21 protein-coding genes and 1 pseudogene are annotated in these 19227 nt (G+C 61.6%); 15 read left to right on the top strand and 7 right to left on the bottom strand.

The features are described from left to right. The first annotated feature begins 11 nt into the window (after positions 1 to 11). From GJB56_RS05500 to GJB56_RS05515, 4 genes are read left to right on the top strand one after another with little or no spacing between them, the layout of a single operon-like run. Positions 12 to 311: a HypC/HybG/HupF family hydrogenase formation chaperone gene (locus tag GJB56_RS05500; protein WP_020907459.1), complete on the top strand. Its 300-nt coding sequence runs from the start codon at positions 12 to 14 to the stop codon at positions 309 to 311. Continuing rightward, positions 308 to 1420: a hydrogenase formation protein HypD gene (gene hypD, locus GJB56_RS05505; RefSeq protein WP_020969419.1), complete on the top strand. Its 1113-nt coding sequence runs from the start codon at positions 308 to 310 to the stop codon at positions 1418 to 1420. Before GJB56_RS05500 ends, hypD begins: the two co-directional genes overlap by 4 nt. After that, positions 1410 to 2480, top strand: a complete 1071-nt coding sequence (gene hypE, locus GJB56_RS05510) for a hydrogenase expression/formation protein HypE (RefSeq protein WP_020969420.1) — start codon at positions 1410 to 1412, stop codon at positions 2478 to 2480. Before hypD ends, hypE begins: the two co-directional genes overlap by 11 nt. After that, positions 2480 to 3223: a DUF6390 family protein gene (locus GJB56_RS05515; protein ID WP_020969421.1), complete on the top strand. Its 744-nt coding sequence runs from the start codon at positions 2480 to 2482 to the stop codon at positions 3221 to 3223. Before hypE ends, GJB56_RS05515 begins: the two co-directional genes overlap by 1 nt. A 46-nt stretch (positions 3224 to 3269) precedes the next feature. On the opposite strand, the gene GJB56_RS05520 is transcribed toward GJB56_RS05515, so the two are convergent. Then, the gene (locus GJB56_RS05520; protein WP_113682921.1) at positions 3270 to 3677 is read right to left on the bottom strand and encodes a hypothetical protein; all 408 of its coding nucleotides are present in this window, start codon (positions 3675 to 3677) and stop codon (positions 3270 to 3272) included. A 66-nt stretch (positions 3678 to 3743) separates the two neighbouring features. Here GJB56_RS05520 and GJB56_RS05525 point away from each other — a divergent pair. Then, a pseudogene (locus tag GJB56_RS05525) lies at positions 3744 to 4097 on the top strand (VOC family protein); the annotation flags it as partial. Positions 4098 to 4338: 241 nt separating this feature from the next. Here GJB56_RS05525 and GJB56_RS05530 read toward each other — a convergent pair. Continuing rightward, positions 4339 to 4977: a PadR family transcriptional regulator gene (locus GJB56_RS05530; RefSeq protein WP_020969422.1), complete on the bottom strand. Its 639-nt coding sequence runs from the start codon at positions 4975 to 4977 to the stop codon at positions 4339 to 4341. Positions 4978 to 5019: 42 nt separating this feature from the next. After that, positions 5020 to 6345: a serine hydrolase domain-containing protein gene (locus GJB56_RS05535; RefSeq protein ID WP_031333274.1), complete on the bottom strand. Its 1326-nt coding sequence runs from the start codon at positions 6343 to 6345 to the stop codon at positions 5020 to 5022. A gap of 86 nt (positions 6346 to 6431) precedes the next feature. Here GJB56_RS05535 and GJB56_RS05540 point away from each other — a divergent pair, with 86 nt between their 5' ends. Beyond that, positions 6432 to 8024: a D-alanyl-D-alanine carboxypeptidase/D-alanyl-D-alanine-endopeptidase gene (locus tag GJB56_RS05540; protein ID WP_113682919.1), complete on the top strand. Its 1593-nt coding sequence runs from the start codon at positions 6432 to 6434 to the stop codon at positions 8022 to 8024. A gap of 132 nt (positions 8025 to 8156) precedes the next feature. Continuing rightward, on the top strand, positions 8157 to 8819 hold the full coding sequence (locus GJB56_RS05545; protein ID WP_113682918.1) for a GAP family protein: 663 nt from the start codon (positions 8157 to 8159) through the stop codon (positions 8817 to 8819). Between the two features lie 51 nt (positions 8820 to 8870). Here GJB56_RS05545 and GJB56_RS05550 read toward each other — a convergent pair whose 3' ends face one another. Beyond that, positions 8871 to 10334, bottom strand: coding sequence for a glycoside hydrolase family 5 protein (locus GJB56_RS05550; RefSeq protein ID WP_113682917.1), 1464 nt, complete (start codon positions 10332 to 10334; stop codon positions 8871 to 8873). A 174-nt stretch (positions 10335 to 10508) separates the two neighbouring features. Between GJB56_RS05550 and GJB56_RS05555 the strand changes: the two genes are divergently transcribed. Beyond that, a complete protein-coding gene (locus GJB56_RS05555; protein ID WP_047889324.1) occupies positions 10509 to 11429 on the top strand; it encodes an alpha/beta hydrolase in 921 nt (306 codons plus the stop codon). Between the two features lie 51 nt (positions 11430 to 11480). On the opposite strand, the gene GJB56_RS05560 is transcribed toward GJB56_RS05555, so the two are convergent. Then, positions 11481 to 12647, bottom strand: a complete 1167-nt coding sequence (locus GJB56_RS05560; protein WP_029538023.1) for a PucR family transcriptional regulator — start codon at positions 12645 to 12647, stop codon at positions 11481 to 11483. Between the two features lie 196 nt (positions 12648 to 12843). Here GJB56_RS05560 and GJB56_RS05565 point away from each other — a divergent pair, with 196 nt between their 5' ends. The 5 genes from GJB56_RS05565 to GJB56_RS05585 all read left to right on the top strand — a co-directional run bounded on the left by GJB56_RS05565 (position 12844) and on the right by GJB56_RS05585 (position 17087). Then, positions 12844 to 13101 carry a DUF3311 domain-containing protein gene (locus tag GJB56_RS05565; protein WP_113682916.1) on the top strand — a complete coding sequence of 86 codons (258 nt, stop codon included), beginning with the start codon at positions 12844 to 12846 and terminating at the stop codon, positions 13099 to 13101. Continuing rightward, a complete protein-coding gene (locus GJB56_RS05570; protein ID WP_021333546.1) occupies positions 13098 to 14591 on the top strand; it encodes a sodium:solute symporter family protein in 1494 nt (497 codons plus the stop codon). The genes GJB56_RS05565 and GJB56_RS05570 overlap by 4 nt, the downstream gene beginning before the upstream one ends. After that, on the top strand, positions 14591 to 16180 hold the full coding sequence (locus GJB56_RS05575) for an amidohydrolase (RefSeq protein WP_021333547.1): 1590 nt from the start codon (positions 14591 to 14593) through the stop codon (positions 16178 to 16180). Before GJB56_RS05570 ends, GJB56_RS05575 begins: the two co-directional genes overlap by 1 nt. 38 nt (positions 16181 to 16218) lie before the next feature. After that, a complete protein-coding gene (locus tag GJB56_RS05580; RefSeq protein WP_154606642.1) occupies positions 16219 to 16386 on the top strand; it encodes a hypothetical protein in 168 nt (55 codons plus the stop codon). A 116-nt stretch (positions 16387 to 16502) separates the two neighbouring features. Further along, positions 16503 to 17087: a tyrosine-protein phosphatase gene (locus GJB56_RS05585; protein ID WP_230091139.1), complete on the top strand. Its 585-nt coding sequence runs from the start codon at positions 16503 to 16505 to the stop codon at positions 17085 to 17087. A 2-nt stretch (positions 17088 to 17089) separates the two neighbouring features. On the opposite strand, the gene GJB56_RS05590 is transcribed toward GJB56_RS05585, so the two are convergent. Next, on the bottom strand, positions 17090 to 17362 hold the full coding sequence (locus tag GJB56_RS05590) for a hypothetical protein (protein ID WP_113682915.1): 273 nt from the start codon (positions 17360 to 17362) through the stop codon (positions 17090 to 17092). Between the two features lie 100 nt (positions 17363 to 17462). On the opposite strand from GJB56_RS05590, the gene GJB56_RS05595 reads away from it, so the two are divergent. Beyond that, the gene (locus GJB56_RS05595; RefSeq protein WP_154606643.1) at positions 17463 to 17600 is read left to right on the top strand and encodes a hypothetical protein; all 138 of its coding nucleotides are present in this window, start codon (positions 17463 to 17465) and stop codon (positions 17598 to 17600) included. A 73-nt stretch (positions 17601 to 17673) separates the two neighbouring features. After that, positions 17674 to 17865, top strand: a complete 192-nt coding sequence (locus GJB56_RS05600; protein WP_070161839.1) for a hypothetical protein — start codon at positions 17674 to 17676, stop codon at positions 17863 to 17865. 10 nt (positions 17866 to 17875) lie between these two features. On the opposite strand, the gene GJB56_RS05605 is transcribed toward GJB56_RS05600, so the two are convergent. Further along, positions 17876 to 19075 carry a hypothetical protein gene (locus GJB56_RS05605; protein ID WP_162793417.1) on the bottom strand — a complete coding sequence of 400 codons (1200 nt, stop codon included), beginning with the start codon at positions 19073 to 19075 and terminating at the stop codon, positions 17876 to 17878. Positions 19076 to 19227 lie beyond the last annotated feature (152 nt).

The raw sequence follows: 19227 nt of genomic DNA on the forward strand, positions 1-19227 counted from the left end.
GGAGTTGTGCCATGTGCCTAGCCGTACCAGGACGTATCGAGTCCTTGGAGGAACGCGACGGAACGACGATGTCGGTGGTGAACTTCGGTGGCGTCCGAAAAGAAGTGTGCCTCGAATACATTCCGGGCGCCCGAGTCGGCGAGTACGTCGTGGTGCACGTCGGATTCGCGATCCAACGACTCGACGAGGAATCCGCACGCAGCACGCTGGCGGAATTCGAACACCTCGGCGTACTCGAAGAGGAATTCGGTGACGGGTTCGCCAGGGCTGCCCGGGCCGCCGGGATCGAACCGAAGGAGACGGAATCATGAAGTATCTGGACGAGTTCTCCGATCCGGAACTGGCCGGCAAACTGCTGGATCAGATCCGCGCGCTGGCCACGCGCCGATGGGCGATCATGGAAGTGTGTGGTGGTCAGACACATTCGATCATCAGGCACGGCATCGATCAACTACTCCCAGAGCAGATCGAGATGATTCACGGACCTGGTTGCCCGGTCTGCGTCACGCCGCTCGAGATCATCGACAAAGCTCTCGAAATCGCGGCAAAGCCCGATGTCATTTTCTGTTCATTCGGGGACATGTTGCGAGTTCCGGGGAGTTCGTCGGATCTGTTCCGGATCAAGAGCGCCGGCGGCGACGTTCGCGTGGTGTACTCACCGTTGGATGCACTGACTATTGCCAAGGAGAATCCGGACCGGCAAGTGGTGTTCTTCGGGATCGGATTCGAGACCACAGCGCCGGCCAACGCCATGACCGTCTATCAGGCCAATCGCCTGGGTATCAAGAACTTCTCGCTGCTCGTCTCGCACGTTCTGGTCCCGCCGGCAATGGCCGCGATAATGGACTCGCCAGAGTGCCGCGTGCAGGCATTTCTGGCGGCCGGGCATGTGTGCAGTGTGATGGGAACGTCGGAGTACCCGGCCCTCGCCGAGAAGTACAAGGTCCCGATCGTCGTCACCGGATTCGAGCCGCTGGATCTCCTGGAGGGCATCAGAAAGACTGTGCTGCAGTTGGAATCGGGTCGACACGAGGTCGAAAATGCCTACGCCCGTGCTGTCACGGCGGAGGGCAACACCGCAGCGAAAGCGATGCTCGAGGATGTGTTCGCGGTGTCGGACCGGACGTGGCGCGGCATCGGATCGATCCCGGACAGTGGTTGGCAGCTGGCGCCGAAGTATGCGTATTTTGATGCGGAAGAACGTTTTTCGGTGACCGATATCCACACCGACGAGTCGAGTGTCTGCCGGTCCGGTGAAGTATTGCAAGGCTTGATCAAGCCACACGAGTGCAGTGCCTTCGGGAAGGAATGCACTCCGCGGAATCCACTCGGTGCCACGATGGTGTCGTCCGAGGGGGCGTGCGCTGCGTACTACCTGTACCGACGCCTGGAACTGCAGGAGGCGGGTCATGCCGGCTGAGGAGACCGCTGTCGTGGACCTGTCGGCATGGGTGTGCCCACTGCCGCTGCGTGATTCGCCGAACATCGTCATGGGACACGGCGGTGGGGGAGCGATGTCCGCCGAGCTCATCGAGCATCTGTTCCTGCCCTCGTTCGGAAGCGCTGCCGATGCCGAGCTCGGCGACTCGGCTGTATTCGACATCGGCGGGGTGCGGCTCGCCTTCTCAACGGACTCGTACGTCGTGAAACCCATGGTGTTTCCCGGCGGAACGATCGGCGATCTTGCGGTCAACGGAACGGTGAACGACCTGGCGATGGCGGGAGCACAACCTTTGGTGATGTCGACGGCATTCATCCTCGAAGAAGGGACCGCGTTGACCGACATCGCGGGGATCGCGAAGGCGCTCGGGCGGGCTGCGCACGTTGCCGGCGTTCGACTGGTGACGGGTGACACCAAAGTTGTCGATGCCGGTCACGGCGACGGAGTCTTCATCAACACCGCGGGAATCGGGATTGTCGCCGACGGGGTGGACATCAACCCCACTCGCGCACAAGTGGGTGACGTCGTGATCGTCAGCGGCGACATCGGTGTTCACGGGGTGGCCGTGATGAGTTGTCGCGAAGGTCTCGAATTCGGGACCGAGGTGCGCAGTGATTGCGCGTCGCTCAACGGCGTGGTCGCCGACATGATTGCCACCGGCGTCGACATCCATGTCTTGCGCGACCCTACCCGGGGCGGAGTTGCCGCCACCCTCAACGAGATCGCTCAAGCGTCGAACATCGGTGTTGCGCTGGTGGAACGAGATCTGCCGATTCCCGCTGACGTGCGCGACGCCTGTGGGCTACTCGGTTTGGATCCTTTGTACGTCGCCAACGAGGGTAAGTTGATCGCCTTCGTTCCGCGAGAAGACTCCGACCGAATTCTGGAAGCGATGCGCGGTAATCCGCTGAGTGCGGGAGCTGCCGTGATCGGGGAGTGCGTGGCCGAACATCGCGGAATGGTGGTGGCGCGTACGGCATTGGGAGGCAATCGGGTAGTGGATTTGCCGGCAGGTGAACAACTTCCGCGGATCTGCTGATGACTGCCGTCGGTATGAACGGGCCGGCATTGTTTGCCCGCTACGCGTATCCGCCGAACGAGTTGGGTTACTGCGGACCCGACGATCCTTCAGTGCTGCTTCGTCTGGCCAGCGGCAACTCGGGCAGCGGCGACCGTGATCGCGCTCGTCAATTCGACGGTGCGTGGCCGTACCTCGAGGCATTGGCCGCAAGTGCGGGCATCGACGATCCTCTCGATCCACGAGTGATCGAAGCCTATTGGGTAGGAGGTGATCTCCTCGACTCGCTTGATTCGGGGGCGTTGTTGCAGCACTTGAGAGCAGCATTCGGTGAACGCGAGAACACCGGGTTTCTCCCTGCCCTCGGGGATCGGGACCGCGCGCTCGCGCACCACAGTTTTCACGTATTTCTGGTGTATCCGTGGGTCAAGCTTCTTCGGAAGCGCGGTGCGGTCCCACTGTCCGTCCTCCAGAACTGCCGGATCAGATGGGGAGTGGTCGAGGACGTGAGTGAGGAGCACGCGTTGGTGGTTTCGTCCCCGCTCGAGTTCGACGGTGAGCAACTCGTACGCGGCACGCCGGTGACGCAGCGAGTGCGATGGAGCGTTGACGGCCGCTCACTCGCACCGACGCCCGTCCAGGGCGCCTTGGTGACGATGCACTGGGATTGGCTGTGTGACAACATCACGTCAGAGCAATCACGGGCATTGGATGCCGCGGAAGACTCGGCATTGCGGATCGCGACCCGGATGCTGTCGACGTGACAGGCCCTGTCAGAGCAGGGACCACGGTCTGGAGGATACGCAGGTGTCAGGGCACGAAAAAGGTTCCGAGGCCCGGTGTTCCGATCGCCTGGGGATCGACGTATGCGACGACCTGACCCGAGCCCGGACGAATGGTGACGGGTTGTGCATCCAGTGTCGGAAATGATGCGGATCCGTACGCTCCGGTGCCGAGACTGAGCCAGTGGACGACCGCGGAGTGGGGGTTTCCGTCTCCGGGTGCGCGTTGCACGTGCAGCACGGCGACGCCCGGTTCTTCGCCGACGATCGCTGCAAGGTGGGGAGTGGGCAAGTCGACGAGCGGGACGTAAGGGTCGACCTGGAACGGAACCGTGCTCGGCGCCGCTGCCGCGGTACCCGGCATCATCACGCCGGAGATCGCAAGGGCCGCAAAGACCGCGGCACCGGTACGTGTAAAAGCGTTGAGTGCAGTCATACGATTCGACGCTAGTCGCTTGACCGGCGATTCGGTGCCGTTTCGCGTTTCAATCGGTGGCGGGGTGACGTCGACGCCACCGCCCAGTGGTACGCGAAGGTACTCGGAATGACGATCGAGATAATCGGCCCCACGGCACCCACTGCACTGAAGTTCGGAGATCAGAAGATCAATCCGAGGCCTCTCGGATCGGCGGAGCAAGACCCGGCCTGGACCACCGGCGTCGTCGAGACGGCAGGTTCCGAGGATTTGTGCTTCATCACTCTTGCGTCACCCGGAACTGTCCGTGAGCACTTGGAGAACTGTGGGGTCGAGGTGCTCGACGGGCCCGTGACCAAACTGGGTGCCCTCGGCGAGATGGTCTCGCACTATTGTCGCGAACCCGACGGAAGCCTCATCGAGATCGCCGTCTACCCGTGAACCAACCACTCCGAGGAGAAATTACTCCAGATTCAATGTCGTTCAGTGCTGCCTCCGCCGGCTGTCGACATCTTTCCCGGCCGTGCACTTGGAATCCTCGTTCGTCACCGGACTTTGCGGGTCCCGCTTCTCTGATCGTTCGTCCGCGGTCCGCGTCCGTCGGACTGTTCTCTTCCAGATCGCTGATCGAACTGGTTTCGAGAAGGTGTCGGACCGGCGTCCGATGGCTTTCGAGGGGGATCTAGCTACTTCCATCGTCTATCGAGTGAGCGAGGGTGGAGACGGTGCGCTTTCGGTGGGTTGTTGCCGGTTGCACTGTGTCGGGCCAGTCAGCAGTTTCTTCCAGCGCCCAGTCGGCCCATTCTGCGATGTGGTTGAAGTGGCCGATCATGAACCGGTTGGCCAGTGCCATCAGATGATTCTGCTGGGGGAGTGTGCCGGCTTCGGGGGCCGAAATCCGTTGTGCGTGTGAGACGAACAGACTTCGGGACCGAGTTGCCTGTTCGCGCATGGTGGTCAGGTTGGTCCGCAGGTCGGCAATCGTGCCTTGGTTGGCGAAGATCACGCGGATCATGCCTTCGAACTGCAAGGCGGGGGGTGTGGCCTGGGTGGCGAGCCAGTCACTCAGCGCTGTGCGACCTTCGTCGGTGATGGAGTAGACCGTGCGCGAGCGCTGAGTGCCTTTCGTTACCGTGCTCGCCGTGACCAGACCGCGTTCAAGCAGTATTTTGGGGGCGTTGTATCGCTGTCGGTCTGCGCTGGGCCACAACTCGGCGACCCCGCGTCCGACCTGTTCGGCGATCTCGTATGCCGACCAGTCCTTGACCGTCAGCAGTCCCAGGATCATGTACGAGGTAGGTGTGAGATCACGCTGAGCCACATGGCTCCCTTCGTTCCGCGGTTACATCCGAGCCTACAAGTGCTACTTCCCTTCACCGTTTGCATCCTCGGTGTCGGCGATGTCGTCGGATGTGTCCTGAGCGGGCTTGCCGTAGATGAAGGGGACGAGCGCTGCAGCGACGGCAGAGGCCGGGGCGAAACCATCGGCCGTGGGTGCCAGATTTCCCCACACCACCAAGGTTACGTCGTTGACCGGGTCGTACCCCATGAACGAGTTGTAGCCGGGCAGTTCGCCGATGTGGCCGTACATCGGACCCATTTGAGCGATACCGTATCCGTATCCTGCGGATCCTTCGCCATCTGTGGGTTGCACACTGTTCAAACGCAACTCTTGTGTGGCGGGACTCAGGAGCGAACCGGTTCCCAGAGCTTTGACCCATGTCGCCATGTCGTTTGCAGTCGAAATTCCCTGACCTGCAGACCATGTCCACGAGGGATTGTGCCTAGTGGTGTTGGTCGGTTTTTCGGTGCCTGCGGCGATCGCGTCGAGGCGAGATTGTGGGAGAGCCTCTTTGCCTTCGCCGAGCGTTTCGACGTTGCCACTGTAGGTGTAGCCGTCTGCAAACGGAGTCGGGATGCTGGTGTCGGTGTTCGCAGGAAACGACGTCCCTGCGAGTGCGAGTGGCCCGAAGAATCGGTCCGCGAAGATCTGCTGAATCGGCTTGCCGTCCAGCTGCTCGGCGATCAAGCCGAGGAGAACGGTATTGGTGTTGGAGTAGTGATAACCGGTGTCGGGCGCGAAATACGGCGGCTGGCTCAGCCCCATTGCCAGCAGTTCCTCGGGTGTCCACACTCGCTCCGGTTGCTCGTCGAGCGCCCGGTTGAGTTCGAGGGTTTCGGTGTAGTTGTACAGGCCGCTACGCATGTCGAGTAGGTCGCCGATGGTGATGTTGTCGCCGTTGGGGACATCTGGGCGGAACTTGCTGACCGGATCGGTTACCGCAACCTTGCCTTCGTCGACCAACTGCAGGATGGCCGTACCGGTCCAGGTCTTGGTGTTCGAGCCCACGCGAACCTTGGTGTCCAGAGTGGGAGGCTCGTTCACGCCTTCCCTGACCGAACCCCATGTATTGACGTACTTCTGCGTCGGCGTCGTGATCATGACCACCATTGCGATCTCACGGAACTCTTCTGCCTTCTCGGAGACGACGGAATCCATTGCGGCGCTGTCGAAAGACAAGACGGCGCCGTCCGCAGACCCGGCGGAGGTCGGCGGGGACGACGAGGGGGACTCGGAATCGGTTGCGGACGAACAGGCTGAGAGCAGCAATGCCGTAGCGATGCAGGCCACAGCCACTTTGCTGGTCTTGACGTTGTGAAAGGACGTCGACTTCCCAAAAGGGTTCATAGAGGGACTTTAAGCGATACTGCACTCTGCATGCTGCACTTTGCAGTAAATTACGACAAATCAGTCATGCATCCTCAGGAGCGTCCATGCCGCACACCACATCAGTTCGCGCCGTCGCTGCGTTGATCAGCGTCGGAGTAGTCCTCACCGCATGTTCGGCGAAGCCGTCGAATTCCGATTCCGCATCGGCTCCAGCGCAACAGGTTCCCGAGGAGGCAGCCCGCATCATGGCCACCGATCCGTACGCCATGGCTCGGTGGTCCTATCTCTTGGTCGACCCCGCCACCGACGAGGTGATTTACAGCAACAATGCTGATAGCTCTATGTTTTTGGCTTCCCAGACCAAACATTTCACCGTCGGCACCGCCTACGACACCCTTGGTGTAGACCACACTGTCACCACCCCCGTTTATGCCACTTCTCTCCCTGTCGAGGGCACCCTTACCGGGGATCTGGTGCTGGTCGGCTCCGGTGACCTCGCGCTCGGTGGGCGCAACGCCGCACAAGGCCGATTCGATTTCGCCACCGACGGCATCGACCACGTCTACGCCGATGCCCTGCCAGGAGCCGTTCTCGCGCCCGGTGATCCGCTGGCAGGTCTGAACGATCTCGCACGACAAGTAGCCGACGCCGGCATCACTCGGGTAAACGGCGACGTTCTGGTGGACCCTCGTCTGTGGGACACATACTCGACAGTCGAAGGCCTGGTCCCGTCGATTTTCGTCAACGACAACCTCGTCGATATCCAGGCGAGTCCGGGTGCGGTAGGTGAGCCCGCCACCATCGACATGCTTCCCGGCAACGGCCTGTTCCGCGTCGATGCTCAGGTCACCACGGGTGAGGAAGGTAGCGACTCGACTCTGAAGGTTGCGGCCGATCCGTCCGATCCCACCCGGATCAACGTGACCGGGTCGGTGCCGGCTGGAAAGACATCGCTGACTGTCTATCGCATTACCGACGCGCCGACGTGGGCGCGTCAGCTATTCGTAGAAGCACTGCGACGCAATGGAATCGAGGTTGCATCGGCATCTCGTACGAACAGCACGGCTGCCCTGCCTGTCGATCGGACATATTCAGGAAGTCGACAAGTTGCGAGCCTGCAATCGGCACCAATTTCGGAGTCGGGAGGGATGATTCTCGCGACAAGCTACAACACGGGCGCGAATACTTTCTTGTGTCTGTTGGCAGTAGCGACAGGATCGTCGTCGTGCAGCGACGGTCTGCCCACCGTGCGGGCACTCGCCGAGAAGGCAGGTATTGCAGCATCCGACCTGGTGGTCATGGACGGTCAGGGCGGAGACCCGTCACAATCGACGCCCGCAGCCGTCCTCCAGTGGCTCGACTGGGTGGACCAGCAGCCATGGGCCGATACGTTCTGGGCAGGTCAACCCGTACTCGGTGAGCGAGGTTCGTTGTCGGGCGTGGGAACCGACAGTCCGGCAAAGGGGAAGGTCATCGGTAAGACGGGAACATCCGCCGACGTCGAATCTGACACCGGCAGGTTGATAGTCACTCTTCAAGCGTTGTCGGGTTACATGATCACCCCCGACGATCGCCGACTTCTGTTTGTCGTCGCCGTCAGTGATGCAGTGTTTCCCGACCTGCCTAGGGGAGTGTTCCAAGTCGGGGGAGACGTCGGTGGTGTTGCCGCTGCATTCCAACAAGCACAGACGAATTGACGGGGCGAGTCAGTGGTCCGGCGTTCGGGCGCTCATCCCTTTCGAATGAGGCACGAACGATGTAGGCGCACAGAGTGTCAGCATTGGCGCGCAGCGGTATCGACTGCGTCCCGATGAGAAACGAGTTTTGACATGGGTTCCGTTATCGGAGATCTCCTCCCCATAGCTGTCGGTGTCGCCGTGTCTCCGGTATCCGTCATCGCCACGATCTTGATGTTGCTCTCCAAGCGTGCGGGTAGCACCAGCATCGGGTTCGCGTTGGGTTGGCTGCTCGGAATCTTCATTGCCACAGTTCTTTTTGTCACCCTGTCCAGTGCCCTCAGCACCTCGGACAATGGACCGTCTGCCACGGTATCGTGGATCAAACTCGCTCTCGGTGTCCTCCTGTTGGCCTTCGGGGTCAAGCAGTGGCGGGGGCGCAGCGGCGAGCACGAAACACCGAAGTGGATGCAAGCCGTCGACGAGATGACCGCGGTCAAGGGGTTGGGCCTAGGATTCGCGCTCGCCGCGATCAACCCGAAGAATCTGCTGATGTGCATCGCGGCCGGAGTCTCGATCGGGTCGGCGTCGCTGGCGACCGGTGGAGTGATCGCCTCTGTCCTTGTCTTCACGATCATCGCCAGTTCAACGGTCGCGATCCCGGTCATCGGATACCTGGTGGCTGCTGATCGTCTGCGCGAGCCGTTGGCCAAGCTCAAAGTCTGGCTCCAGGACAACAACACCACGGTGATGAGTGTGTTGATCTTGGTCGTCGGAGTTGTTCTGATCGGCAAGGGAATTGGCGGAATCTTCTGATAAACCCTCTTTCAGGTGGTGTGAACGCGGACCGCCGAGGTGGGTGTCCTATCAGGCCAAGTTCACCGCGTAGTCGCCATCGGCGTGGCCGATCAGTTGCCAGCCGCCTTCTATCGGGGACAGTCGGACGTCAGCGAGATTCGTAATCTCGAGCTGTGGCCGGTCGGTGCCGGGGTACCAGGCTTCGACCTGTCCTGTACCGGTCCCGGTAAACCCGTTGCGCGACAACCCCGTCAGTGTGCCGGGCGCTGCTCGCGGATAAGCACGCGAGAGAGGCCCGGCAAATCCCTCTACGAGCCCGAGTGATTCGCCGGAAGGGCAGTCGATGCGATTCAAATTTCCTTGCGGCTGGTGGGTATTGCCGTCCCGAACCGGGTGGGGGTCACCGCACGCTTGTGTCCACGACCACCACGCGCCGCCCATCCGGTACTTGTCGGTGGCGTCGACGAAGCGGTCGACGTCTGCTCCCTGCTCGCCGGCATCCCCGAACCAACCCCATTCACCCGTCCACAACGGGGCGTCGTACCAGGCGGCAGCGCGGTCGGCGATCTTGAACCCGTCTTCGATTCCGGGGAATTCGCTACTGACTGTTATCGATTCGCTGTAGAGATGTGGCGAGAAGACCACCAGAGGATCGGTCAGGTACTGGCGTGGGGGCAGCGCGTCGAAGCCGAATGCCGACCAGATCGCGCTGGGCTCGAAGAACACGAGGTGCGGAAATCCGCCTGATTCGGCCTGTCTGATGGCGTCGGTGGCCCGCTTGTAGAACTGCCCGATCTGATCAGCGGCGGTGAATGGATCGCGCAGGCCGGGATTCGGTTCGTTCAACAGGTCGTATCCGGCCACCGCCGGTTCGTCTTTGAACTCGGCGGCCAACCGCGCCCACGTAGCCACGAGGCGACTCTGGATTCCTTGCTCGTCGTCGTAAAACGCCTGGAAGGCATGGGCGATCGCCGGTGCGGCTTCCCGGAGTCCAGCGATATTGCAGGTCGTCCATCCGCCGGTCAGGGTTGCCCACTCCGGTGCGCCGTCCCAGCCGACTCCCGGCTCCATGAAAGACGGGCACGACTGGTCGCTCGGGGTGCCGACGTACGGGCCCCATGCGTCCTGATGCATGTCGAGAACGGTGTAGATGCCGTGGTCTTTCGCGTTCTGGACTGCGCCTCGAATCCGGTCGACATACGCAGCGTCGAATGCACCGCGGGTCGGTTCGAGGAGGGACCACGCGACGTTGAGTCGGACAACGTTGAAGCCCAGCGCGGCCATCTGCGCGAAGTCCGTTATTCCCAGCGGCGTAACGGTGGGTAGACCGGTGCCGTTGGTTGCGTAGTCATTGAGACCGTTGGCGTTCACGCCGCGGAGCAACACCGTTCGTCCGTCGACGTCCTTGATCGTTCGATCTGCGACGGTCAGTTGGGGGAGAGTCCAGCCCGGATCCGGAGGTGAAGCGTTTGCCGCCGGGGCTGCAATCTGGATAGCCAGGATTGCAAGGGTGGCAAGCAACAGCGCACGCATCCGTCGACCTTTCTAGACAAACGTCCAATTCAGAGATGAGGGTAGCGTGAGAACGCCTTATTGCGGCGCGATTCGCACATACCCGTCACGTCTTCACTGCCTGGAATGCCCCGGCTCGAGGCTGCTGTACGGGGTGCGAGAATTGTCGACAAGTCGCGACCCGAGGGAGCATTTGTGAAGCTTGCACTGACTGATCTGGTCGAACAACTACCCGGCGACGATGTGGCGATCACCCGAGCGTTCTATGCGCCGCGGCTTGCCGGTGTCGGTCCGAGTTCGCTGCAGGAACTGCTTGTGGCGCGAGCATCCAGGGTGGTTGAGCCCACGGCGACCCGGGCTGTTGAACACACACTCGACATCGAGGGTCGATCCGTTTCAGTGCGCGTAGTCACGCCGAAAGACGGCGTTGTCAACGGGGTCTATCTGTATCTTCCGGGTGGTGGTTTCTACATGAGTTCAGCGGCCAGCGCTGACGCCCGAAGCACGAGACTTGCCGACGCGGTCGGGGTGGCAGTGGTTACCGTCGATTACCGGCTTGCGCCGGAATTCCCTTGGCCGGCAGCGCCGGACGATTGTGAGGCAGTCGCTTTGTGGCTACTTGATGTCGCTGCCGAACGGTTCGGGACGACCAGGCTCGCCATCGGTGGCATGTCGGCGGGAGCAACCTTGGTGACGACGACATTGCTGCGCCTTCGTGATCGAGGTCTGGCCAAGTCGTTTTCGGGTGCCGTGCTGGAAGCGGGCACGTACGACGTCAGTGCGCAGACTCCCGCGGGCCGCACCATCAGCGACGAATACTTCATCGAAGCCTATGTCGGGCATGTCGATGATCGCACTCTCCCGGATATTTCTCCGACATTCGGCGACCTCAGCGGCCTGCCGCCTACCCTCGTGGTGGTCGGATCAGAAGACGTGGTTCTGGCTGAGAACCTTGCCATGGTGGCGCGGCTGTCGGCGGCCGGTAACGACGTCGACTTGCGTCTCTATCCTGTTGTCCCGCATGGATTTACAAACCATCCAACGCCTGTTGCCCGGCGTGCTGCGCTCGATATGGGTGCTTGGCTTCGGAATCGACTCGACTCCAACCCCGCGTGACAAGCGCGGGTGAGGTTCAGCGTGCCGAGGAAAAGCGGACTGTGTTCGGTGTCAGATCTTGGCGAGCGTTTTACGATGAAACAATTCGAGGCTCACCATGGATTTCATCAGGCCGTCGAGGGTTCGCGCATCCCATCCAGTCAGATGCTGCCAGCGGTCGAGTCGATAGGTGACAGAGTTCGCATGTAGGTGGATGTCACGGGCGGCGGCGCTGACAGAGAACCCGCTTCGCGCGAAGGCGCGGACGGCGTCCATCAGATGTGAGTGCTCTTCGGCCACAGATGCCCCGGCCTGTAGAAGCGGCAGCAGCTCGTCCTGGTGGGTGGCAAGAGTGGCGATGAGCCATTCGTCGGCAAAACTGACCGTCGTGCCCGGCGCTGTCGCCAACTGCAATGTGCGCTCGGCGTCGGTGATGCTTTGAGCTGCGCCGACGAGCCCGACCCGGGGCATCCCGATACCTAGTGACGTTCGTGGATGATCTCGCATGATTGCGTGGATGACTTCGGTTGGTTCGCCCTGACACATCACGATTACTCGGGAGCCATGTCGACTGCAATGCGCGACAACATGCACGGAATCCAGGGTTCGTTGCAGGTGTTCTACTTGTGCTTCTGACCATTCGTCCTCGACGGCCGACAGTGCTTGGAACGATTTCTGTGTATCGAATCCGAGGGTTTGTGCCAGCTCTCGGGCGTTGCTCAGTTCCATATCCGTTGCACTGTGCAGTGTTTCGAAGAATCGGTATCGAACGCCGGCGCGGATGGCCTGCTCGCTGCGCGTTGCCTCGGAGTGTCCGACTGCGACTGCGCTCGTCGCGGCGTGAACGAGGTCCCAGAGTTTGCCGCCTGCTTGCAGCAGCTCGTGTGTTGGTTTCGTGGACCGCTGGACCATCGTGTCCCAGAGCTCACGAGATGCAATGTGATAGGTCTCGATGACATCGGAGAGGGGGAGCCCTTGCATCGCGCGACGGCGCCCGAGTTCGCGGTTTCGGTCGGTGTCTTCTGTGGTGATCGTTTCGTTCTCGGCGACGGCACACAGCATTGCGGACAACTGTTTGCGGATGTAGTTGCCTTGCTCGGCCACTGGTACCGCGGAGTAGGCCGGGAGTTCGCTGCGAATCTGTTGTACCGCGCGCTCGGTGAGCGCTTCGAGTTCGTCGGAAACCTCGCGACACAACCGTCGGATCGTGTCTTCTTCTTCGACGTCGATTACGTCCACGGGGTTACTCCTTTGTGCGTGCTTGGTCTTGCGTCCCGTGAATTTCACGAACGAGCGTCGTGGATTCCGGGGTTCACCCATGGTCCCGCCATAGTGACGGGAGGCACACTCAACGCTAGACCGGACGACGATTCGACGGCAAAACGCCCCTCGCCTCATCTGCTCCGGATCGATCAACGGCTAAGGAGCCACAATCATGTCCAACGAGGCGAAGAGTGCCTTGCTCGCAATCGGAGTTCCGTTCGTCGGGGTGCTGGGCGGGATAGTTGCGCTCTCCGGATCCGAACTGACTGTTCTCGGATTTCCCATTTTGTTCGCGTGGCTTTTCCTGTGGATGCCGCTGACCTCGTTGTGTCTCCACTTGGCATGGAAGTTCCTTGACCGCAAGGACTTCGAGGAAGCGGAACGAAACGAACTGGCTCAGGCCAAGACCGAGATCGGGGATCCGACATGATCGCTGCAACATTTACGCTCGTGCTACTCCTCGCGCTCGGCGCCGGAGTGCTTTCACGCCGTGGAAGCAAAAAAGAGATCTCCGACTACCTCGTGGGCGGGCGATCTTTCGGTCCCGTGCTGGTTTTCATCCTGGGAGCAGGTGAGGCCTACAGCATCGGCACGCTCATCGGATTTCCCGGGGGTGTGTACGCCCACGGGGCAAGCTACGGCGTCTGGTTCATCGGATACATCTTGCTTGCCTACCCGATCGGATACTTCTTTGCGCCCTATCTCTGGCGGGCAGGCAAGCGGTATAACGCGATGACGCTGCCCGATGTGGCAGGGCGGCACTTTCGGTCGCGCGGGTTGGAACTGACAATCGCGATTGCCTCGGTAGTCTTCCTCATTCCCTGGGGGCAGTTGCAGCTTGCCGGCCTCCAGGTCGCACTGAGCGGACTTGGCATCACCATCAACCCGACGGTGGCGGTTTTTGTCGGCGCTGCGCTTGCTCTGCTCTTCCTCCTGCTTTCGGGTGTGCGTGCACCGGCGTTCGTGTCTTACGTCAAGGACGCAGCTCTGCTGTTGGGAGCGATCCTGATCGGACTGGCCGCCACGGCCAAATCGGGCGGTATCACGAAGCTCTTTGCCGATGCGGCATCCCATGGGGCCGGGCAGGCCTCGCAATCCACCGTCACCGGTTCGTCGCTGACCTTCGTTCTCACCACAATTGTGTTCCAGTCACTCGGTTTTTTCGTTTTCCCCTTCATCGTGCAAGCGGTGCTATCGGCGAAGTCCGAGGCAACCCTCAAGCGAGTCGCCCGATTCAACCCGCTGTACATGCTCATGTATCCCTTCCTCGTCGCTGCTGCCTTCGGCGCAATTTCATTGCTGCCCAACAAGCTCGAGGGCGCAGAGTCCAATGAGGTGCTCCTGCAACTGTCCCGTCTCGTGCTCCCGGACTGGCTGACCGGAGTGGTGGCGGGTGGTGCGGCACTGTGCGCGATCGTTGTTCTGTGTGGTTCGGCGCTGGGAATCGGCTCGATCGTCTCGCGAAACATCGTTCCGGGAATACCCGAATCACGTCAGAGAGTGTGGGTGCGCGGGGTCATCGTCGCCTACCTCGGCCTCTCGCTGATCCTCACCCTCGCCGCACCCCAATTGCTGCTGACGCTGGTGAATACCGCGTATTACGGGGTGACCCAGGCCGTGGTGGTATTCGCGACGATGATCTTCGGATGGAAGCTGCGACCGGCAGCGCTCGCGATGGGCGTGGTGCTCGGCGACGTGGTGGTGCTCTGGCTTTACCTCGACACACACGGCACGGTATCGATGTGGTTGGCGGATCAAGGCATAAACATCGGTGCTGCAGCCCTCGTTCTGAACGTGGTGTTCGTGTCCGCTACACGGGTGATGTGGCCTCCTGTCGAAGCGGTTTCGGGCCTCCGTGCAGAAAATCGATCGGCACCAGTGCCTTACCCCGCAGCCCCGACCGCGAAGGCGGATATCTGATGACCCGGACACTACTCACCGCAGATGCAATCCTCACCCAAGACATGGCGTCACCCCAGGTAGAGGCGCTCGTCCTTGACGGAGGCCTGGTTGTCGCCACCGGAAGCCGAAAGGACATGGCGGAGCACGCCGGACCGGAAACTCGTCGGCTCGATCTGGCTGGCGCAACTGTGATCCCGGGGCTGATCGAGTCGCACATTCACCCGACCTACGCCGGCTTGACTGACGGATGGGCTGATTGCCGGACGCCACCGTGCGCCTCGATCACGGATATCCAAGGGGCTCTGCGGAACTCCACTCCCACTCACGGCTGGATACGCGGATGGGGGTATGACGACACACAACTTCGAGAAGGGCGCCATCTCACACGCGATGACCTCGACGCAGTCTGTACTGACCGCCCGATCATCGTTCTGCACATCTCGGGGCACTTTGCGGTGGCAAACACTGCTGCGCTTGCAACTGCAGGCATCGACGAATCGACGGTGGATCCCGGGGACTCGCAGTTTCCGCGCGGGGCGGACGGGAGGCTCACAGGGATGGCCTGGGAAATCGATGCCGTAGCGCGGTTGAGTGCCGCGATACCAGACCTGACACAGGTAGAGGTGCAGACCGCGTTGCTGCGTAGCTTGACACTGGCGCGTTCGCGAGGAATCACGACTGTGCACGATCTAGGGGTCGGCCTGTCGGCAGGTATGCAGGAGCTGGCCGCCTATCGTGCCCTGGATATTACGGGCGAGATACCCGTTCACACGGTTGGCTTCCTTCGGGGTGATCTCGCGATCGCAGAACTGGAGGAAGGGAACATTGCTTTCACGGCTGTACCGGCCCCAGGGTCACGCTTCCGCTTGGCCGGCGCCAAATTCTGGGCGGATGGGTCCATTCAAGGGTTGTCAGCAGCCTTGCGGACCCCGTATACCTGCAGCCCGAACCATCACGGTGATTTGCTCTATCCGCAGGAGCAACTCGACGACATGGTTCTCCAGGTGCACCGCGAGGGAGGTCAGGTCGCGGTGCACGCCAACGGCGACGCGGCCGTAGCCGCCGCCATCGCGGCGCTGCGCAAGGCGCATCGCAGTGACGGACGTCGAGCGCGGCACCGTATCGAGCATTGCCAGGTGAGTGGGCCTGCGGATCTCGAGGCGATACGTGATGCGGAGATCGGGGTGAGCTTTTTCGTCAACCATGTCTTTCATTGGGGCGATCGTCACCGTGACCGTTTCCTCGGTCCTGAGAGAGCCGGCAACCTGGACCCGCTGGCGTGCGCCGATGACATCGGATTGAAGTTCGGGCTGCACTCGGATTGCCCGATAACGCCGATGGATCCCCTCCAGACGATTCGGACTGCTGTGAATCGGCTGACCATGGGCGGTGCCGTGCTTGGCTCCCACCAACGGATCGGAGTGCAGCGTGCAGTGCAGGCCATGACTGTGGACAGTGCGTACTTGGTCCATGACGAAGGGAGGGTGGGGATATTGGCGCCGGGTCGTCGTGCGGACCTTGTCGCGCTCGATGGCACTCTTGCTGCTCTCGCAGATGCTTCGTCCGAAATTCCCCAGCCTGCACTGGTCATGATCGACGGCCGGTAGCTCGTGAGATTGATTTCGTCCCAACGGATACCAGCTCGATGTCGAGATTTGTGCAGTTGCTCGACAGTGAAGTGGTTCAGTGGTGGGCAATTGCGGGTGGCGCCGCGGCCGCGGTCTGGCGTTCGACCGGGTCCGGCGTGGTCGATGGCACTGGAGTGACGGGCAAGAGTTTCTTCCCGCATGACGGCGGCAATTCGGACACCTGAACAAATGTCCGGTTTCTGGGGCAAAGTCGGGACGAGGAGCGCGCCACCCTTGTAATCTCGCACGTGAGTTTGCGGGGGCGCGGGGTCGTCCAGCACAGCGAGTGAAGAGGACGACGATGACGACTGCTTGCACGCGCCGCCGAGGGGCGCATTCTTTCGGAATCGCCCTCACTGCGCTGTTTACCGTGGTGGCGGCCTTGACTGGCCCCGCACTTGCCTCCGCCTCGAGCGGCGACCCGCAATCGGGTTCGAGCCAGTTCGGATCGTCCGGGGAGCAACCGCCGCTGCCGGAGATCCCACCGCCGTCCGCGGCCGAGATCAGGCTCGACGAGGCGCGGAACTTCCGCGACATCGGCGGCTATCGGACTACCGACGGCAGGACCGTCCGGACAGGCCTGGTGTTCCGTTCCAACAAGCTCAGCTCGCTCAATGAGACTGATCTGGCCAAACTCACCGCCGCGAACCTGACCCTCGACGTCGATCTGCGTAACACCTCCGAACGAGCGGAGGATCCCGATCGGATCCCCGCCGGGGTCACCTACCAGGTCGCCGACGTCGTCAGTATCGAACACGGCGTCGCGTTCCACGAGTTCGTTCCCCTGACTCTCGGTCGCGCGTTGATCGACGGCGCAGTCAAGGGAACCTCGAACATCGGCCAGAGCATCGGCTACCCGTTCACTTCGACCGGACGTCCTCGGTAGCGCTAAGGGTGCCGAACGGCCGGAGCCCAGGAAATCCTGCGATACGCCGATTCGATGGACTCGACGGTCAGGCACGACGCACTCTGCGCGGCCGTGGATCCGGCCTCGACGGCTCCGGATCTGGCGTCGACACCTGTGACCCCGCTGCATCCGCACCCGCCCACGTCGATCGACTTTTGGTTGGGCGCCGAGCGGATCGCAATTCGGCCAACAGGGTGTTGACCAAATGCGGCGATCTGGCAGACGTTGCGTCGAAAGTGGACGGCGGCGGTCATGCCGGAACGCGGCGGGTAGGACCTGGGCCACGATGGCATCCGGCCGTGCGAATCGAGCGAAAACCTCACCAACAGCAGCGAATGTGAGCACACTCGAAAGATGAGTGTCCGCAAGCCGGTGAAACCGATGCTCGCGACCCTCGGCCCGCCACCAGAGAAGGAGGGCTGGGCGTTCGAACAAAACTGGGATGGATTGAGAGCCATCGCCGCCACCGGCGAACCCGCGCCAGTCCTGTGATCACGCAACGGAAACGTCATCACCCGGTTGTTTCCGGAGATTGTCGACCTCTCCACAGCATGGACCCGAGCGAATGGATCGCCGCGATGACGATGGACTGAGGACTTCCGGCGCCGACGCGACGGAACTCTCACAGCCCTCGAAAACCGCCGACGCGACGGAACTCTCACAGCCCTCGAAAACCGCAGCGGACAAACGAAAGTCCCCCGCCGTCCAGACGGACCGCGGGGGACTTTCGCATGCACACCAACTGCGGTGGTGCTGAACCAGTTGAGCTACCTGGGTTCGACGACGACATCGAACTTCCACGACGCCGACGATCCGACGGTGGCTTCGCAGCTCATGATGCGGCCGGTCCGTTCGTTCTCTCCCGCCGTCGGCGACGAGCAATGCCACTCGCCGTTTTCCTTGTGGGCGGCGTTCCCGCCAGCCGGGAGGTCGCTGGTCTTGTACTCGCGGGCAATGCGCTGGGCGTCAGCGCAGCCGAGGTCCCCCGAGACAACCGAAATGGTGGTCGCCCTGCCGTCCTTGGCGGGATCGAACGTACATGGCGCTGCAACGGTCGACGTCTGGGACACGGATGCGCCCGGCGTTGCGACAGTTGACGTTGCGGTCTCAGGCGTGAACGGAGTGTTCTTGTCCTTGGGAGTGCGATCGGTACGAGTGGCAAGGTCGGTGCAGTCGAATGCCCGGAACGGCTCCGTCGAGACACCCATCTGCATCGTCACCGGTTCCTGCGCGACCTGAGTCCACGCGCCGGACTTGTGATCGTGGAGATAGTCGACGCGGGTGCCGCGGCCGTCATCGTTGACGTTGATGCTCTGCAGGGGATTCGTGGCGACACCAGGCTGCCCCGGCTTCGGGCAACGGAAGAAGCCGATGTCCGGGTCAGTGGTGTTGTATGTCGTCCACACGTCGTTACCGGTCGTCCACTTGTTGTACGTCGGGGCGTTCACCACAGCCAACGTCCCGTCCGAACCCAAACGGAGAACCTGGTACTCGGCGTGATCGGGGAACTGTCCAGTCTGGACGATGATTTCAGGAACTCCGTCCCCGGTCACGTCGCTGACAGAGGTGAGGAAATGATCCTGTTTGACGGGAAAGTCGCCCGTAGGCCCGAGGCCACCGCCGCCCGACGTCGAGGTCGGATACACCTGATGTTTGGCCACTGCTCCCGACTGCGTCGCGACCCGAACTTCGATCGTCGGCGACGTGTTAATCGACACCGCAATCGGATTCGCGAAGTCCGCCCGCTCAATTGATGCCGATGCTACGGTGCGGCACATCTGACCCGCGACCGTCGAGACCGAACACGGATCCACCGTGCTGGACTCGGTGCTCGCGGCTTCGGTACTGGTGATGGACGTCCCGTCGCCAGTGTTCGGTTCGCTGATATTTGCGTCATTGCTGCACCCAGCAGCAGCTAAAAGGGCTGCCGCGCAGAGCAATGTGCCCATTCGGTGGGTTCGATTCACAGAATCCTCTTTCTTGATGGCGAGGGTCGGATATGCCAAGTCTGAAATCGGGAGAAGATTCAAAGGCTCGCATGTGTTCCCCCCGTTGGTCACACGGAAATACTAACCATTCGCCATCGCCCGTGGTTCGAAGCGATACGCCGAGCAATGCC

It is taken from the genome of Rhodococcus sp. AQ5-07 (assembly GCF_009707305.1).
Taxonomy (GTDB): Bacteria; Actinomycetota; Actinomycetes; order Mycobacteriales; family Mycobacteriaceae; genus Rhodococcus_F; species Rhodococcus_F erythropolis.

Excerpts from the sequence above, each read along its gene's own strand:
- GJB56_RS05545 (WP_113682918.1), top strand. The coding sequence starts at position 8,157 with ATGGGTTCCGTTATCGGAGATCTCCTCCCCATAGCTGTCGGTGTCGCC.
- GJB56_RS05595 (WP_154606643.1), top strand. The coding sequence starts at position 17,463 with ATGAGTGTCCGCAAGCCGGTGAAACCGATGCTCGCGACCCTCGGCCCG.
- GJB56_RS05575 (WP_021333547.1), top strand. The coding sequence starts at position 14,591 with ATGACCCGGACACTACTCACCGCAGATGCAATCCTCACCCAAGACATG.
- GJB56_RS05565 (WP_113682916.1), top strand. The coding sequence starts at position 12,844 with ATGTCCAACGAGGCGAAGAGTGCCTTGCTCGCAATCGGAGTTCCGTTC.
- GJB56_RS05550 (WP_113682917.1), bottom strand. The coding sequence starts at position 10,334 with ATGCGTGCGCTGTTGCTTGCCACCCTTGCAATCCTGGCTATCCAGATT.
- GJB56_RS05500 (WP_020907459.1), top strand. The coding sequence starts at position 12 with ATGTGCCTAGCCGTACCAGGACGTATCGAGTCCTTGGAGGAACGCGAC.
- GJB56_RS05590 (WP_113682915.1), bottom strand. The coding sequence starts at position 17,362 with ATGACCGCCGCCGTCCACTTTCGACGCAACGTCTGCCAGATCGCCGCA.
- GJB56_RS05600 (WP_070161839.1), top strand. The coding sequence starts at position 17,674 with ATGGATCGCCGCGATGACGATGGACTGAGGACTTCCGGCGCCGACGCG.
- GJB56_RS05520 (WP_113682921.1), bottom strand. The coding sequence starts at position 3,677 with ATGACTGCACTCAACGCTTTTACACGTACCGGTGCCGCGGTCTTTGCG.
- GJB56_RS05540 (WP_113682919.1), top strand. The coding sequence starts at position 6,432 with ATGCCGCACACCACATCAGTTCGCGCCGTCGCTGCGTTGATCAGCGTC.
- GJB56_RS05515 (WP_020969421.1), top strand. The coding sequence starts at position 2,480 with ATGACTGCCGTCGGTATGAACGGGCCGGCATTGTTTGCCCGCTACGCG.
- hypD (WP_020969419.1), top strand. The coding sequence starts at position 308 with ATGAAGTATCTGGACGAGTTCTCCGATCCGGAACTGGCCGGCAAACTG.
- GJB56_RS05580 (WP_154606642.1), top strand. The coding sequence starts at position 16,219 with ATGTCGAGATTTGTGCAGTTGCTCGACAGTGAAGTGGTTCAGTGGTGG.
- GJB56_RS05535 (WP_031333274.1), bottom strand. The coding sequence starts at position 6,345 with ATGAACCCTTTTGGGAAGTCGACGTCCTTTCACAACGTCAAGACCAGC.
- GJB56_RS05570 (WP_021333546.1), top strand. The coding sequence starts at position 13,098 with ATGATCGCTGCAACATTTACGCTCGTGCTACTCCTCGCGCTCGGCGCC.
- hypE (WP_020969420.1), top strand. The coding sequence starts at position 1,410 with ATGCCGGCTGAGGAGACCGCTGTCGTGGACCTGTCGGCATGGGTGTGC.
- GJB56_RS05585 (WP_230091139.1), top strand. The coding sequence starts at position 16,503 with ATGACGACTGCTTGCACGCGCCGCCGAGGGGCGCATTCTTTCGGAATC.